The 16871-nt window shown below is 44.9% G+C and carries 14 protein-coding genes; 6 read left to right on the top strand and 8 right to left on the bottom strand.

The features are described from left to right. Nucleotides 1-54: 54 nt before the first annotated feature. Nucleotides 55-1641 carry a BCCT family transporter gene (locus AB4307_RS02690; RefSeq protein ID WP_017072212.1) on the bottom strand — a complete coding sequence of 529 codons (1587 nt, stop codon included), beginning with the start codon at nt 1639-1641 and terminating at the stop codon, nt 55-57. Nucleotides 1642-2117: 476 nt separating this feature from the next. Here AB4307_RS02690 and AB4307_RS02685 point away from each other — a divergent pair, with 476 nt between their 5' ends. Continuing rightward, nucleotides 2118-5285, top strand: coding sequence for a chitinase C-terminal domain-containing protein (locus tag AB4307_RS02685; protein ID WP_372131011.1), 3168 nt, complete (start codon nt 2118-2120; stop codon nt 5283-5285). 294 nt (nt 5286-5579) lie between these two features. Then, nucleotides 5580-7043: a sensor domain-containing diguanylate cyclase gene (locus tag AB4307_RS02680; RefSeq protein WP_102320757.1), complete on the top strand. Its 1464-nt coding sequence runs from the start codon at nt 5580-5582 to the stop codon at nt 7041-7043. Between the two features lie 135 nt (nt 7044-7178). On the opposite strand, the gene AB4307_RS02675 is transcribed toward AB4307_RS02680, so the two are convergent. Next, complete coding sequence (locus tag AB4307_RS02675; RefSeq protein ID WP_017068159.1) at nt 7179-7433, bottom strand: YgjV family protein; 255 nt, start codon at nt 7431-7433, stop codon at nt 7179-7181. 268 nt (nt 7434-7701) lie between these two features. Here AB4307_RS02675 and AB4307_RS02670 point away from each other — a divergent pair, with 268 nt between their 5' ends. The 3 genes from AB4307_RS02670 to AB4307_RS02660 all read left to right on the top strand — a co-directional run bounded on the left by AB4307_RS02670 (nt 7702) and on the right by AB4307_RS02660 (nt 10120). After that, nucleotides 7702-8289, top strand: a complete 588-nt coding sequence (locus AB4307_RS02670) for a DUF4136 domain-containing protein (protein ID WP_136981894.1) — start codon at nt 7702-7704, stop codon at nt 8287-8289. Between the two features lie 178 nt (nt 8290-8467). Continuing rightward, nucleotides 8468-9652 (top strand): serine hydrolase, encoded by a 1185-nt coding sequence (locus tag AB4307_RS02665; RefSeq protein ID WP_372131009.1) that lies wholly within the window; start codon nt 8468-8470, stop codon nt 9650-9652. A 174-nt stretch (nt 9653-9826) separates the two neighbouring features. Beyond that, nucleotides 9827-10120 (top strand): YkgJ family cysteine cluster protein, encoded by a 294-nt coding sequence (locus AB4307_RS02660; protein ID WP_372131007.1) that lies wholly within the window; start codon nt 9827-9829, stop codon nt 10118-10120. Between the two features lie 166 nt (nt 10121-10286). On the opposite strand, the gene AB4307_RS02655 is transcribed toward AB4307_RS02660, so the two are convergent. From AB4307_RS02655 to AB4307_RS02630, 6 genes are all read right to left on the bottom strand, one after another. Then, nucleotides 10287-11963 carry an RluA family pseudouridine synthase gene (locus tag AB4307_RS02655; RefSeq protein WP_372131005.1) on the bottom strand — a complete coding sequence of 559 codons (1677 nt, stop codon included), beginning with the start codon at nt 11961-11963 and terminating at the stop codon, nt 10287-10289. A gap of 150 nt (nt 11964-12113) precedes the next feature. Next, nucleotides 12114-12734, bottom strand: coding sequence for a glutathione S-transferase family protein (locus tag AB4307_RS02650; protein WP_017064479.1), 621 nt, complete (start codon nt 12732-12734; stop codon nt 12114-12116). Nucleotides 12735-12769: 35 nt separating this feature from the next. Beyond that, nucleotides 12770-13801 (bottom strand): NADPH-dependent curcumin/dihydrocurcumin reductase, encoded by a 1032-nt coding sequence (curA, locus tag AB4307_RS02645; protein ID WP_372131003.1) that lies wholly within the window; start codon nt 13799-13801, stop codon nt 12770-12772. Nucleotides 13802-13944: 143 nt separating this feature from the next. Then, nucleotides 13945-14535, bottom strand: coding sequence for a TetR/AcrR family transcriptional regulator (locus AB4307_RS02640; protein WP_017062643.1), 591 nt, complete (start codon nt 14533-14535; stop codon nt 13945-13947). 172 nt (nt 14536-14707) lie between these two features. Beyond that, entirely contained in the window at nt 14708-15181 is a 474-nt protein-coding gene (locus tag AB4307_RS02635; protein ID WP_017062642.1) for an FKBP-type peptidyl-prolyl cis-trans isomerase, read from the bottom strand. A 76-nt stretch (nt 15182-15257) separates the two neighbouring features. After that, nucleotides 15258-15884 carry a thioredoxin domain-containing protein gene (locus tag AB4307_RS02630; protein ID WP_017062641.1) on the bottom strand — a complete coding sequence of 209 codons (627 nt, stop codon included), beginning with the start codon at nt 15882-15884 and terminating at the stop codon, nt 15258-15260. A 258-nt stretch (nt 15885-16142) separates the two neighbouring features. On the opposite strand from AB4307_RS02630, the gene AB4307_RS02625 reads away from it, so the two are divergent. Continuing rightward, a complete protein-coding gene (locus AB4307_RS02625; RefSeq protein WP_104216162.1) occupies nt 16143-16778 on the top strand; it encodes an OmpA family protein in 636 nt (211 codons plus the stop codon). The last annotated feature ends 93 nt before the right edge of the window (nt 16779-16871 follow it).

Raw genomic sequence — 16871 nt, 5'->3', positions numbered from 1 at the left:
ACTTGAGTGGCTTTTTAGTGTTCTACGCTACCCGAAACTAAATCGGGTCAGGTATTAAGCGATACCTTGATCTCTTGCCATCTGCTTCGCGATCTTCGGCGCGTGCCATAGACACGGGAGCAAGATAAACGATACCGGAACCGCTGTGATTACAATGAACGACTGTAGAGCGGAGATGCCGCCTGAACCCATTGAGATAAGTGCGATCGCTACCGCACCCATGATGATACCCCAGAAAGTACGTACCGCTGCGTTTGGCTCTGTCGTACCCGTCATTACCACACTGATGGTGTAAGTCATTGAGTCACCTGTTGTCACGATGAACGTGGTCGTCAGGATCAGGAACAGAATTGCAATCAGAGTTGGGAACGGCAGTTGCGCGGTAATTGCTAGAAGAACCGCCGGAAGGTTGAAGCCTTCGAACGCACTAGAAATCACACCTGGGTTCTCTAATTCAAACGCTAGACCACTACCACCAACGATGCTGAACCAGAAACACGTTACAAGCGGTGCAACGATGCTGATAGAAACGATCATTTGGCGAATAGTACGGCCACGTGAGATGCGAGCAATGAAGATAGCCATCATTGGGCCATAACCTAAGAACCAACCCCAGAAGAATACCGTCCAACCACCTAGCCACGCTGTATCTTGGCGGTATAGCGCCATTGGGATGAAGTTATCAACCATTTCGCCCATACCTTGCAGGTAGCCATCAACGATGAAGCTCGTTGGGCCAACAAGAAGGATGTAGCCGATTAGACACACAGACAAGATGATGTTGTAACGGCTTACCAGTTGGATACCTTTGTTCACGCCGCTCAAAGCAGAAAGCGTGTACATTGCGATAGCAAAGATAATAACAACACTTTGAGTTGCAAAGCTGTCTGAAATGCCAAACAGTTCGCTCAGTGCGTAGCTGATTTGTAGGCCAAGGAAGCCGATAGGGCCGATAGTACCTGCGGCTACAGCCACGATGCTGCATGCGTCGACAACGTTACCAACCCAACTGTTAATCGCTTTGTCGCCAAGTACTGGGTAAAGCAGAGTGCGAGGCTTAAGAGGAAGGCCTTTGTCGTAATGCAAGTGCATTAACACGATGGAAGACAAACCACCTAAGATTGCCCATGCAAGGAAACCCCAGTGCATGAAAGATTGTGATAGAGCATTGAACGCCATCGCTTGAGGATCTGCGTTGCCATACAGTGGCGGAGCTGAAACAAAGTGAGCGATAGGCTCTGCGGCTGCCCAGAACACACCACCGCCGGCTAGCAGCGTACATAGGACGATAGACATCCATTTAAAGGTGGTCATTTCAGGTAGGGCAAGCGTTCCTAAGCGAACGTGGCCGGTGCGACCTAGTGCAAGCACTAAACCGATAATGAAGTTGAGAAGTAGTAGGACTTGCCAGAAAGCACCGAACCACTTAGTTGAATAACTAAAGCCGATGTTTACAAGTTCGGACAACACGGAGGTGTTGGTGAAGGCTAGGATGACAAAGAGGGTTAAAAAACTGCCACTAAGCCAAAAGACTGGGTTTCCGAGTTCCAGTTTTTCACCCAAAGATTGAGCTTTATTGAAATCGATAGAAGTAGATTCTGCGTTGATGTTTTCGTTGGCGACTTGCGTCAAGTTGGACATTATTTCTTCGCTATATTTGGCTCTTTCGAGCCTATGTATTTCTCCCACACTTGCATTGGAAATGTGAGGTTCGTCAAAAAAATCCGCGATACTACCACAATTGTTAAGGAAAAGTGGGCAAATTTAGAAAAGAAATCAGTTCTACGGCGAAATCAATCCCTTTTGGTTAGTTTTAAAACGAAATTTCAGAACGAACAAATAAAGCAGATATGAATAGAGTTTTGTAATTAAGGATACGAATTAGGCGATATTTTTTAGCGTACCGAAATAAATTTAATATTAGTTGTTCGTGCAAAATAAGTGTCGACTCATTGCATGCTATAAACAAATTAATGCGAGTCATTTTATAAATATCGAATATTTTAGGTGTTAAATTGGCACTGTTACCTACAGTTGTTTTGCGAAGAGATTTAAGTGATGAGAAATATGACACTTAAATTAAGCATCTTGAAACAATAACTTAAGGGACAGCTAACATGCACCTAAACCAAGGAAGAGTGGCCAAGAAGGTTTTTACACTCAGTACTCTCACCGCGTCATGCTTAATGGCGTTCAACAGCTACGCGGCTGTGGATTGTTCAACGTTAGAAGCGTGGGATTCCGCCACGGTGTACACCGGTGGTGATCAGGTTTCACATGACGGCAGCGCGTACTCAGCGAATTACTGGAATCAAAATAACAACCCGAGCCAATTTGAGGGTGACTATGCACAATGGAAAAAGATTGATGTGTGTAGTGGTGGCGGAGGTGGCGGTACGCCAAATGAAGTACCAACGGCTTCATTAACGGCACCCTCTGCTTCTGACGTGATTACTGAAGGCGATAATGTTGTATTGAGTGCAACAGCACTAGATTCTGATGGCAGTGTGGCTTCGGTTGAGTTCTTTGTTGATGGCGCATCTGTTGCGGTAGTCACAGCGGCACCTTTCGAAGCGACTTGGGCTGCAACGTCGGGTAATCATCAGGTTTCTGTTGTTGCAACGGATAATGAAGGCGCAGCAAGTGTTGCAAGTGCGGTTTCTGTTTCTGTTGATTCAGCACAACCAGGGAATGAAGCACCGACAGTTTCAGTTGCACTTTCAGTGACATCTGTTGATGTTGGTGGTGTAGTCACACTGACAGCAACGGCAGCAGATAGCGATGGCACGGTTGATAAGGTTGATTTCTACGTAGCGGGTGCTCTTGTGGGCACTGCTGCAACGAGCCCTTACACGTTAGATTACACAACAACTCAAGCGGGTTCTTTAGCGGTTTACGCGAAAGCAACAGACGACCAAGGTGCGACTGAAGATTCTGCGTTGGCATCTTTGACCGTGAACGGCGCTCCAACAGTGAGCACATGTCGCCCTGATGGCTTATATCAAACTCAAGGTGTCGATGTTCCTTACTGTACAATTTACGATGATGAAGGCCGTGAGAAAATGGGCGCAGACCATCCCCGTCGTGTCATTGGTTACTTCACAAGTTGGCGTGCAGGGGATGATCCACAAGCTGCTTACCTAGTAAATGATATTCCTTGGGAACAACTCACACACATTAACTACGCTTTCGTGAGCATCGGTTCAGATGGCAAAGTAAACGTCGGTGATGTAAACGATCCAAATAACGCAGCGGTTGGTAAAGAGTGGCCGGGTGTGGAAGTTGATCCGGCATTAGGCTTCAAAGGTCACTTCGGTGCATTAGCGACAGCGAAGAAAAAACACGGCGTGAAAACGTTAATCTCAATCGGTGGTTGGGCTGAAACAGGTGGTCACTTCGCGACTGATGGCAGCCGCGTGGCTGATGGTGGTTTCTACACCATGACGACCAATGCTGATGGTTCTATCAACCATCAAGGTATCGAAACATTCGCGACTTCAGCGGTCGAAATGCTGCGTAAGTACCAGTTCGATGGTCTAGATATCGATTACGAATACCCAACTTCTATGGCTGGCGCAGGTAACCCATACGACAAAGACTTCATGGAGCCGCGTCGTCAATACCTGTGGGCGTCGTACCAAGTGTTGATGAAAGTGCTACGTGAGAAGCTCGATGCGGCGTCTGCGCAAGATGGCAATCACTACATGTTAACGATCGCAGCGCCTTCTTCTGGTTACCTATTACGCGGTATGGAAACATTCGATGTAACCAAGTACCTCGATTACGTAAACATCATGTCTTACGACCTTCACGGTGCGTGGAACGATCACGTAGGTCATAACGCAGCCTTGTTTGATACGGGTAAAGATTCAGAGCTAGCGCAGTGGAACGTATACGACACGGCGGCTTACGGTGGTATTGGTTATCTGAACACGGATTGGGCTTACCATTACTTCCGTGGTTCTATGCCAGCAGGCCGTATTAACATCGGTGTGCCTTACTACACTCGTGGTTGGCAAGGCGTAACGGGTGGTGAGAATGGTCTTTGGGGCCGAGCAGCACTGCCAAACCAATCTGAATGTTCAGCGGGTACGGGTGAAGGCGAGAAAAACAACTGTGGCCATGGCGCTATTGGTATCGACAACATGTGGCACGATACCGATCCAAAAGGTAACGAAATGGGCGCGGGTTCTAACCCTATGTGGCACGCGAAGAACCTAGAGAAGGGTATTTGGGGCTCTTACGCTGAAGCTTACAAGCTTGATCCTGTGAATGATCCTTCAGATGTTCTAACGGGCACTTACACGAGAAACTACGACAGTGTGGCGGTTGCCCCTTGGTTGTGGAACGCAGAGAAGGGCGTATTCCTTTCAACAGAAGATAAACAGTCTATCGACGTGAAAGCGGACTACGTTATCGACAAAGAGATCGGCGGCATTATGTTCTGGGAACTAGCAGGGGATTATAACTGTTATGTTCTCGATGCGAATGGCAACCGAAGCTCTATCGATACGACTGAGCAAGCGTGTAACAGCGGTAACGGTGAGTTCCACATGGGTAACACCATGACGAAAGCTATCTACGATAAGTTTAAGTCTGCAACACCATATGGAAACAAAGTAGCGACGGGTGCTATTCCAACAGAAGCGCTAGATATCGCGGTATCGGTTGGTGGCTTCAAAGTCGGTGACCAAAACTACCCAATCAACCCTAAGATCACGTTCACGAACAACACAGGGCAAGCTCTTCCGGGTGGAACTGAGTTCCAATTCGATATCCCAGTATCTGCACCTGATAACGCGAAAGATCAATCGGGTGGTGGTTTGACCGTGATTGCTTCAGGTCATACTCGCGCGGATAACATCGGTGGACTAGATGGAACCATGCACCGAGTGGCGTTTACGTTGCCGACATGGGAAGAGCTTCCTGCTGGCGGTGTGTATGAGTTAGACATGGTGTATTACTTGCCAATTTCTGGCCCTGCTAACTACGCGGTGAATGTCGGTGGCGTTGATTACGCGTTTAGCTTCGAGCAGCCAGATCTACCATTAGGTGATATCAGTTCAGGTGGCGGTAACCCTGGCGATGGTGGCACCAATCCAGGTACATGTGATACGGCAGGTTTAGCGGTTTACCCAGACTTACCTCAGAAAGATTGGGCAGGTAACCCAAGCCATGCAAACACAGGAGACCAAGTGGTTCACAACGGTAGTGTTTACCAAGCAAACTGGTGGACAAGTTCTGAACCGGGTAGCGATGGTAGCTGGACTCAAGTTTGTTCTTAATTTAATGCTAAGCAAACTATTTATAGACAATAGAGTGTAGTAATAGTTAATAAACACAAATGCTTTTAAGTCTATTTATCAGGAATTAGTATCAATTAAGTAATCAATCTAGACGTAAAATCAAAAAGCCGAACTGAATCCAGTTCGGCGTTTTTGTTATAAGTCACAGATTACGTATAGAAACCCTTAAAAATATCGACACTCGTTCAGTAAAAAATAAAAACATGATATAAAACAGTCTGTATATAAGAGAAGTCACAGCGTTACCTGAAATTATAAATCTACGGGGTAATCTTGAAAGTCAGACGTAAATACATTCTTAGTTTCTCAATTGTGCTGGCCGTAGTTTCTCTGCTCCTCTCTGCAGTTCAATTCAACCGAACGAAAGAATCACTATTAGAATCCAACCAATTCTTCTTTCGTACTATTGTGAACGCGAGTTACGACATCGTAGACACCACAGTCAACGAAGCGATCAAAACCTATCTAAAAGGTGTGACTGATACCGTCGCCTCTCACGCACTGCGTGTCTCTCCAGAACAAGAAGTTGAAGAAGTCATTCGAATTGCCAACGAATTGGTGATTGGAGAGTCTGGTTATATCTACCTGATGTCACCACAAGGTATTCATCTATATCACCCGTTTTTACAAGGGAAAAATCGCGCGCATTTAACCCATATTCAACAACAACTGAGCTTACAGTCTGGAATGACCCAATACTCGCACGCCAATCCACATGAAGTTGGCAAGCGTGCGAAGGTCGCATATTCAGTGAGGCTACCGAGTGGCAATACATTGGTGGCGACCACCTATAAAGATGAACTGATGTACCTGGTTGATCTCGAAGCACTTAAAGACAAATTGAGAAAGTACTCGTATGGCGATAGTGGCTATGTATATATCGTTGATTTACAAGGCACGTTAGTCCTTCAACCTAACTTTGAACACGAGCACTTAAAAACCTTGATTGATGACTCTTCAGAGTTGCTTATCGATAAAGTCGCCGATGAACCTGAAGGTCACTTTAGTTACTCTATCTCTACGGCAGATGGCACGACGAGTAAAAACATCTTCTACAAGTTTTATCCGTATCTTAATTGGGTTATTTCTGCTGGTGTCTTAGAACAAGAGCTCAACAAAAACCACAGCTTGTTGTTGGCAAGTTTGATGACGTTGGTTGTTAGTCTACTGAGTATCATTGTTGTTCTGGTGCTTTATTTGCGACATCGTCACTTAAAGCTCTTAGATGTGGCTAGCCTCGATTACCTTACTGGGCTTCCTAGTCGACGGAGTTTTATCGAGCAGCTAAAACTGAAAATTACTCAGAAGTCACCTTATCCGATAACGAATGTCGGCGTCATTTTGCTTGATATTGACCATTTCAAACGGGTCAACGATCAATATGGTCATGCTCAAGGCGATAGGGTTATCTGTGCGGTCGCAAAGTCACTTAAGAGATTTGTTAATCGTCGTCGCTTGATTGCGCGCTATGGCGGTGAAGAGTTTATTTTGGTGACGTTTGATTGTGATGAACATGAGTTATTCGAATTATCAGAGGCGTTACGGTTATGTGTTGAGCAACTTCAAGGCTTAGTGTCGCCAGTAACAATCAGCGCTGGTTGTTGCCATGCTCAAGCACTGACTGACATTGAAACCGCTATCGATAAAGCCGACAAAGCGCTTTATCAAGCAAAAGAGAGTGGACGTAACAACACTCAAGCGTATCGAGAGAACGAATATCACGTTGCTTACATATGATCGGTTGAAAGCCTCATTGAATTGAAAAGTTTTGTTCACACAAATCGAGCTCTTGAGAACGACAAACACAAAAAAGCCCAAATAGATCGCTCTATTTGGGCTTTTTCAGAATTATTTGAAAGGCTAATCGTTAATTTAAGCTTTCGCTGCTTTCATCGCTTCCGTTTTTTTTTCCTTTTGCATTTTTGCAAGGAAGTAGATGTTTACACAAGCGATAAAGCCGTTGGTGGCTGCAACTGGCCATGCGTCAATCATGATGCCGTATGCTGTGAAGAGTGCACAGCCAATAAAGTTAAGGACACGCAGACGAACGATATCTTTCATTGTTAATGAAATTGCGACCATAATAGACGCAGCGTAACCTAAAATTTCAACCATATTGAATTCCATTGTTTGACCCTCTTAAATTTGCCGATACTTTGTCGGTACCAATTCTTCTCTTCATGAGATGATTGAGGAAGCTCCGTGCCTCGAATGGTCTGGTTTTGTTTAACGGGGAGAACTATACCAACTCTGTTTTTGTGATTAAACCCCCAAAACAGACAGAGGTGAAGGTTAGCGATTACGCAAACGTTTAATGACCTTTCTATTAACATAATTACTATTTATGTTGGAGGTTGAATTGATAGTTATTCTTATATAGGTAAGGAAGCCTCGAATGATAAAACGATCCATTTGTGCAACAAAAAGCATAAAAAAAGCAGCACTATTGGCTTTGATGGCTATTGGGCTGACCGCATGCTCTACGCAAGAAATACCACCCACACACAATTATGGTGTGGTCACTAGCGGTGACTTTGGTTTCATGAAACACGGCGTGATGACGTACTCCTGGCACCCTGAGTCAGAAAAGGTTTACCTTTCTCAAAAATACGATGAAACCGTGGTAACCGATTTAGTGCGTGATTCGATTCAAGAACAGCTCTCAAGTAAAGGTTATCAGTTAAAGCAGGATGGTGTCGGTGATGTTGTTGTAGGCTTTGGATTAGCGGAAGAATCGGAACTGAACGATGAGTCTATCTTCGATGCGATTAGGCTATCTACTGGTGTGCCATTTTACGATGGTGAAGGTAAAGTCGCGGAGAAAGGGTCGTTGTACATTGCGTTTTTCGTACCTAACTCAGAGGTCGTACAATGGCAAGCATTAGCACAGTCTGGCATCCAACCTGATTTAGAGCCAAGCGAGAGCAAACAGCGTATTACTGGCTTTGTTGAAATGTTATTTAGACGCATGCCTGAGCGATAGCATTAGGCGTTGAATGCATTCGTGGAGTAAATATTAGTTGTGGAAAATATGGTCAGATCGCAGATTATACTTTTTTATTTGTAACGAATGGTACAAATACGTAAAGCAACGTAAAGTTCGCGCTTCTTTTGCTAGCATTTGTCTATACTGCTCAAAACGTTAACTTAGGTTTGATTCAATGAAACTGTTTTCCAAATACTCTCTCCCTCTATTAAGTATATTCATTGTAAGTAACGCCGCGATGGTAAGTAATGCAGCTATCGCAGCACCTTCTATAGTACCAAGCCCACCTAGCCTAGGCGCAAAAGGGTATGTGTTAATTGATTTTAATTCTGGTGATGTGCTGGTAGAAAAAAACGCACATACGAAGTTAAACCCAGCAAGCTTGACCAAACTGATGACCAGTTATGTGGCAGGTCAAGAGATGAAGCGAGGCAACATCTCTGCTGATGATCAGGTACGAATCAGTGAGAACGCGTGGGCGAAGAACTTCCCAGACTCTTCAAAAATGTTCATCGAAGTAAACACCGATGTAGCAATGATGGATCTTTATCGTGGCTTGATTATTCAATCCGGTAATGATGCTAGCGTTGCGATTGCAGAGCATGTTGCAGGCTCACAAGATGCATTCGTTGACCTGATGAACTCTTGGGCTACCTCTCTGAAGCTAGAAAACACCCATTTTGCCAATGCACATGGTTTGGATGCAGACGACCTCTATTCGACTCCTTACGATATCGCGTTACTCGGTCGTGCCATTATTCGTGATTTACCGGATGTGTATGGCTTATACAGCGAACGCTCTTTCAGTTACAACGGCATCACTCAACACAACCGTAATGGCTTGTTGCGTGATAGAAGCTTAACCGTTGATGGCATGAAAACGGGCTACACCTCTGGTGCTGGCTACAGTTTGGCGAGTTCAGCGACACAAGGTGAGATGAGACTTATCGCGGTTGTGATGGGCGCATCAAGCGTTAAGAGCCGTGAATCAGACAGCAAACAGCTGTTGAGCTACGGTTTCCGTTTCTTCGATACACTAAACCCGCATAAAGGCGGCGATCAAGTGGCTGAAGAGAAGGTATGGTTTGGTGAGCAAGACACATTGAAATTAGGTGTGGCAGAAGACACGTTCATTACGTTGCCTAAGTCAGACAGTAAAAAGCTGACTGCATCTATCGAGCTTAACTCTGAACTGAAAGCGCCAATTGCAGAAGGTCAAACTCTAGGTGTGGTTCATTACACCGTTGATGGCGAAGATGTTCAAACTCAGCCTTTGATCGCGCTTGAAGCGGTTGAACAGGGCGGTTTGTTCAATCGTTTAATAGACTACGTTAAGCTGTTCTTCGCGAGCCTGTTCTAAATAGAGCCTGTGGCGATAAGCCGCGCTAAAAGTCGAAATATTATGGGTGTTGTGAGTGAATCACAGCGCCCTTTGTTATTTCTACATCAATGAAAACGCCGCGCCGCACTATCTTTATTAGCCGTAGCGGGCGGTTTCGATTACTATACGCAAAATTTAGCAGTGTAGTCACTTATGACGATAGATATAAAGAACGTAATCGAACCCGAAGTAACCTGTGCAAATTGTCAGGCATGCTGTTGTCGTTTAGAGGTTATGATCATCACAGATACGGGCGTACCTGAAGAGCACATCGCTTATGATGAATGGGGCGGTGAAACCATGAAGCGCTTAGACGACGGCTGGTGTTCTGCGGTAGATAGAGAAACACTGATGTGTACTATCTACGAAAACCGACCATGGATCTGTCGCGAGTTCGAAATGGGCTCTTTCGAATGTGTTGACCAGCGCAAAGATGTGATGGGCTAGGCGTCTGCAGTATTGAACTCAGTAACTAAAGTACGCTAATGAACTGTGATAACCACATTAAAATTAAATATCAGGGTTCTATACCTTAAGCAGTTGTAGAACCTTGATGCGTTTTATGAGATCAAATATTGAGTGAGATAAGAGTCTTAGCTCGATAAGTTAGAGTTTAGAACTCGGAAGGCACTTCAAACTCCATCCATTCACCGGTTGTCGGGTGAATCAACTTTAAGTAGCCAGCGTGCAGGTGTAAGCGCTCGCGTTTGTATCCGTATAAGTCGTCACCACGAATAGGTACACCAAGCCCTAATGGATGAGCACAGTGCACTCGCAGCTGGTGGGTTCGCCCTGTTTTAGGGTACAAGTGAACCTTGGTTTTGCCATTGTGAGTGCTAACCACTTGCCAATGGGTCTCTGCATTTCGGCCGTGTTGGTGACAAACCAGTTGTCTTGGTCTGTCCGTGATGTCGCCGCGCAAAGGAAGGCTGATATTGCCAGATTCGCCCGTTATCTCGCCATCTAACAAAGCGGTGTAGCGTTTCTCTACGGTTCTATTAATGAACTGCTTCTGAATATGCTTGTTTGATTCCGCCGTGAGTGCCAAGATCAACAAACCTGACGTCGACATATCCAACCTATGGATAGTCAAAGGACCAGTCGCATCCGGGTAACGCGCTTTTATGCGGGTATAAACTGAATCTTCGATGAACTTACCGGGAACCGACAAGAACTCTTCTGGCTTATTGACGACTACGATTTCATCGTCTTCATAAACAATATTAAAAGACTTACCAACCGCAGGGTTCACGATAAGCGGGTTATCTTCTAGCTCTATGCCACTTAACTGGTGTTCGAGGATCTCAAAGCTTTTACTCTGACAAACAGGGTAGAGGTTTGCGTGTTGTCGAATGATGTCTGTAGGTGGTAATCCCCACCAAAATTCAGACAAAGCTAACGGCTTGAACCCGTGTTCAAAGGCGAAGTTAAGCAGCTTTGGTAGGCAGCAGTCACCAGAGCCTTCAAGCGCGTCTTTACCATCGAGCAACTCGAGTAAATTCTTAGATTGCTTGGCTTGATTGATAAAGCGATAGTGAGAGAGGCGTTGAGTTTCCAACTGTTGTGAAACTGCTTGGTGATCTTGCTTACGGTTTTTCAGTTCGCTTTCAATCAAATCAATTTGTGATTGGCGCTCTGCGATCTTCTGTTTCCACTCAATACGAAGTGCTTTTAGGTCACGTTTCTCTTGGCTACTTTGATTGCCCAGTTGTTTGAGCAAATTCGCCGCTGACTCTAGATTCCCTAATGCTTTTTCTTGATTGGCTTGTTCTCTGAGTTCGTTACGCTGAGCTTTGTTTGCGGCCATTGCTAACTGAAAGGCTTCGATAGCTTTTGCTGATTCGATTTTTAACCCTTCAAGCTCGGCCAATAATGTGTCTAGATTGTGCGACTGTTGCAGCTTTTCAATGTCGTCCGAGAGCTGCAATTGTCGAGCAAGGTTCGCACTGTTTTGAGATTGAAACTGTTTTGAATCGAAGGCTGGTGGAACAAAGTGAATGTTGTTTAACTGAGAGACCAAAGCCGGATCTAACTGCAAGCCTGAAAACGCAGAAAGGTAACCTAACCCTTGTGTGGTTGGATTCTGAACAAGAAGCACAGCGTAGAGATTACCTTGCGAGGTTTCATTCACACCACAGTCGACAAGTGATTGCTGAAGCTGCAGCATAGCGAATTCACACACAGGGTGCGGGGTATAGTAATACGGAAACGTAAAACGAGTCGGTAGCGCTAAATCGACATTCGTGTTTGCTAGGTGCAGAGGTGTGTATTGAGCGACGTTTGTTGGCATTAAGATCAAACTCTATGGCTGTTCAGTTAGAGTTCGGTATTGTTGTCGAAATGAAGACAAATGAGAAGCCAAAGCAGAAGATAAATCGGCTTTGGCTTCATTTAGTTTCTTGTGTTTACTCTAGCAAGCACGTGTTTGAGTGAAACTCGATCAGTTCGAGTGTTCTAGCTCTACTTGCTCAGCTTTTTGGTAAGCAGGGTGGCTCTTTAAAAGTTCACCGTATTTAGCGATGTTAGGGTAAAGCGCAGTTGCACCAAAGTTACCAACGATTTCTACGATGAACGACATCATAAAATCTGCACCTGTTAGTGTGTCTGCAACCAAGTAGGTTTTACCTTCAAGTGCATTATTCACGTAAGTGAGGATCTTTTGGTTTTCATCGTCTGCATAACCGCCTAGGAAGTTAGTTTCGCAGCCGTCCTTCATTACAAAGATCTTAAGCAGCATTGGCAAAATACCTGAACTCTCAGCGAAGTGAAGCCATTGCGAATACTCAACGTAGTTTGCGGTGCCGCGTGTAGGTGCGAACTTACCCTGACCGTATTTGTCGATAAGGTATTCCGTGATAGCACCAGATTCAGTGATCACGACGCCATCGTCTTCAATGACAGGAGATTTACCCAATGGGTGAATGGATTTGAGTTCTGGTGGTGCAAGAAAAGTGACACTGTCTCGTTGGTAGGGTTTGATTTGGTAATCTACCCCAAGCTCTTCCAATAGCCAGATGATGCGCTTTGAGCGCGACTTATTCAGGTGATGCAAAGTAATCATGATTCTACCTAGTTAACGGGTTCAGTTTATTGAATTTATTTAGCTTCGTTCGTTTTGATAACAAGCTTACCGAAGTTCTGACCTTCCAATAGGCCCATGAATGCTTGTGGCGCATTTTCTAGACCTTCAACCAGGTGCTCACGATAGTGCATCTTGCCTTGAGACAACCATTCTGTCATTTGAACAGCAAATTCGTTGTAACGGTGTGCGTAGTCATCAAAGATGATGAAACCTTGCATCTTAATTCTTTTAACAAGCAGCATACCCATCAGGCTAGACATACGATCTGGTCCTTCAGGCAGTGAAGTCGCATTGTATTGAGAGATAAGGCCACACACAGGAATACGAGCACCTGTGTTAAGCAGAGGCATTACTGCATCGAATACCTTGCCGCCAACGTTTTCAAAGTAAACGTCGATGCCGTTGTCACAGGCTTTAGCCAATTGCTCCGCGAAGTCGTCAGCTTTGTGGTCGATGCATTCATCAAAGCCAAGAATCTCTTTCGCGTACTGACACTTCTCTTGACCGCCTGCAACGCCGATAACACGACAGCCTTTTAGTTTGCCGATTTGTCCAACGGTTGCGCCTACAGCACCTGTTGCTGCTGCAACGACTAGCGTGTCGCCTTTTTTAGGTTGGCCGATATCAAGCAAGCCCATGTAAGCAGTAAAACCAGGCATACCCATGATGCCAAGCGCGTAAGAAGGGTGCGTTGGTTCTTTACCTAGTTTGATAAGGCCTTCACCGTTAGACACACCAAGATCTTGCCAACCTGTGTAAGCCAGTACCCACTCGCCAATTTCGTAATCAGCGTGGTTTGATTCTTCAACCTGACATACGGTTGCGCCTACCATCACTTCATCAATCGCAACGGGATCTGCGTAGGATTTAGCATCGCTCATACGACCACGCATGTATGGGTCTAGAGAAAGGTAAACTGAGCGAAGTAACATCTCGCCGTCTTTGATGCTTGGCGCAGCTATTGTCTCTAAACGGAAGTTGTCTTGAGTCGGTGCGCCAACTGGGCGAGAAGCCAATACGATTCGGCGATTGTCTTGTTGAGTCATTGGATGTCCTTAATTGTGTATTTTATACATTTAGAATTAGACCAGTCGTCTAGTCTTGTTGTCTAAAAATCCCGCCGTCATCAAATTGATAAGAGGGCGGGTGATTTTTTTAAGTTAAAGCCAATAAAGCGCGCTGCGCGTTATTAGCTTTCACCTTTTAAAATTCGTTCGGTAAGGCTCAAAGCTGACTGTAAGCTATGTGAGCTTTGGCTCAGCTTGCTCAATAAGCTGGCGCCTAACCACATTGAGTATAGGTTCTGAGCTGCTTCTTGGCTCTCTTCAACCTTTATGGAGCCATCTTCAATACCGCCGACAATGCACTGTTCGATGGTATTCGTCACTTTTTCTGCACCCTTTAATAGCGCTTGGCGCATAGGATCAGAAAGATCAGAAACTTCCGCGCTGAGTTTAACGACCAAGCATTTATGAGCATTGCAGGTGCCGTTTTCAATCTGTGACCATCGAGTGAAATAACTGACAATTCTCTGGTAATGGTTGCCTTCACCATGAACCAAAATAGTTTCAACTCTGCTGATGTAGGTCTCAAAATAGTGCTGGATCAGAGCCTCGCCAAATTGCTCTTTCGATTTAAAGTAGTGGTAAAACGACCCTTTCGGCACGTCCGCTTCTTTAAGCAATTGCGATAAGCCAACGCCGTTAAAGCCGTTGTTCACTATTAATTGGTAGCCAACATCTAAAACATGCAGGCGTGTGTCATTCGTTTTTTCGTTCATGGGCGGTACTATAAGTTAAATTAGACCAGTCGTCTAGTGGTCGGTTTTCGAGGGTATATTTGGTCGTTGTTACAGTAGCTAAATAGCTCAATATCTAAAGAGGCTTCAAATGTTCAGATATAAAAAAGCCCCGACATAGCGCGTATGTTGGGGCTTAAATCAGTAACTTCGATTATTTGATAGAGATGAGTTCTACATCAAAAATCAGAGTCGATGATGGTGGGATAGGGCCTGAACCGCCTTTACCGTAAGCTAGAGTGCTTGGAATAAATAGACGAACTTTTTGGCCTTCAACCATGTAAGTCAAACCTTCTTGCCAGCCTTTAATTACTTGCTTAAGAGCAAATGAGATTGGCTCGCCGCGCTCAACAGAGCTGTCGAAAACAGTGCCGTCGATTAGCGTACCGTGGTAGTGAACCGTTACTTTGCTGTTCTTAGTTGGGTGCTCTGTGCCTGTACCTTCTTCAAGAACAAGGTATTGAAGACCGCTTTCAGTCGTAATCACGCCTTCTTTAGTGCCGTTTTCAATTAGAAATTGTTGGCCTTGTTCGAAGTTTTCTCCGCCAGACTTATGATTCGTCCAAGTACGGTAAATCATGAAACCCGCCAAAAGAAAGACAATGACCGGGATGACAAATTTAGACATAGTAAAACCTATTTATATTGAGTGCTGAATTTCGTAGTTAATACAAAATGTGTTAATCAGTTGACTAAAGCCGTGATTATGGTTGAGTCAAAAGGTAGTTGATCGTTTTTGCAATGCCAGCAACGTCTTGGTGACCTGCTGTTAGTACTTGGTATTTACCGTTGATGATAAAGGTTGGTACTGAGTTGATCTGACCTTTTACTGAGATCTCTTCTGCTTGCTTAACGTAGTCGAAAAGAGCGACTTGCTGTTCTTTATTCAGCTGGTATGGGCTAACCAAACCACGAGAAGTAAACGCTGTCTCTAGTGCTTGTTGACGCTGCTCAGGTGTTGCATCTGCACCCATTTGAACGGCACCAAATAGGTCGTCCATGAATGCGTGGTCAGGCGTCGCATCAAGCTGCATCACTGCTGTGTAGTAGATCATTGCGCTGATTTGAGCGCTTTCGTTGAACGTCACGTGCATCTTGCCAATAGTTTGGTCTGTTAGAGATTCAATCTCTGGAATGGCACTTTCCATTTGACGGCAGTGACCACAGTTAAGAGAGAAGATTTCAGTGATCGGAGACAAGTTAAATTCTGTTAGAGCAGTAGGAAGCGCTTCGTATTGAACGCCTTTTTGTGGCTCGTCTGTTTCACTACAACCCGCGATAATGAGTACGGCAGCGAGTGCTGTGATGAATTTAGTAAATGGTTTAAACATAATGTTTGCTCTAGCGTTGAGAAGTCGTGAGATTCTAACTATTTAGTACGAATTGGAAAACAATTATAAGGTAAATAAATGCAAACAGTTCGAACTAGCGGCTGAAGACAAGCTAGTAGACGGTTAACTGTGATCAACAGCACTTTTTTGGGTTCTGCTTTCTTTTCGTCTAAAGTTTTTCCCTCGGTGCCGATATAGACATTAGTGAATGGTTTATCTGCATGAGTGGTTGGTGAAGTAATGAGATATTTAGCGATAATGTTAAGCATAGCTTTGGCTGGGTGTGAAGCCACGTCACCAACTGACTTACTTGGCGGTGACATGCTAGAGACTGCACCACAAACCGATTACGACTTGATGCATCCTGAATGGGGTGTGGTTCAAACGACTCATGTAGCAAGTAATCGTGGCTACTCGATTCAGAGCAGCACTCATCAACACAGAACCATCACGACCAACTACGGACGTGGCGTTTCGACTAACGATCCACTGGAAGTCTTTTTAAGACAAAACCGTATCGATTTTGAAGTGTTGCCGGGCAACCATGTGATGGTAAAGCTTGAGCAGCACGTGAACTTTAAAACAGGTTCAGCATTCCCTGAGCCAGCTTATAATCAATGGCTAGATACGCTAGGCAGCTACCTTGCTCAGCGCCAAGATATTGATGTGGTGATTGAAGGGCACACCGATAACACGGGCACAGATCGAATCAATGATCCGCTTTCAGAGCAACGAGCAAAAGAAGTGAAGGCTCGATTAGAGAGTAACTATGTGTCGAGTCGTTCTATTTATACTCGTGGCTTCGGTGAGTATGTTCCAGCTTGTACGAACGCTTCTGCGCAAGGCAAGGCGTGTAACCGCCGTGTGGAATTGATGCTGATTGTAGCGAAGTAGTGGTTTGAACTTTCGCTCCCAATTTGAAGCGATTAACGCCAAATAACAGACATAAAAAATCCCTCACATTCGAGGTAATGCCGATCAGTTAAA

Source organism: Vibrio sp. 10N.261.52.C2 (assembly GCF_041471425.1).
Classification (GTDB): domain Bacteria; phylum Pseudomonadota; class Gammaproteobacteria; order Enterobacterales; family Vibrionaceae; genus Vibrio; species Vibrio crassostreae_C.
Note: the sequence above shows the minus strand (reverse complement) of the source record. Positions and strands in the feature narration are given on the sequence as shown.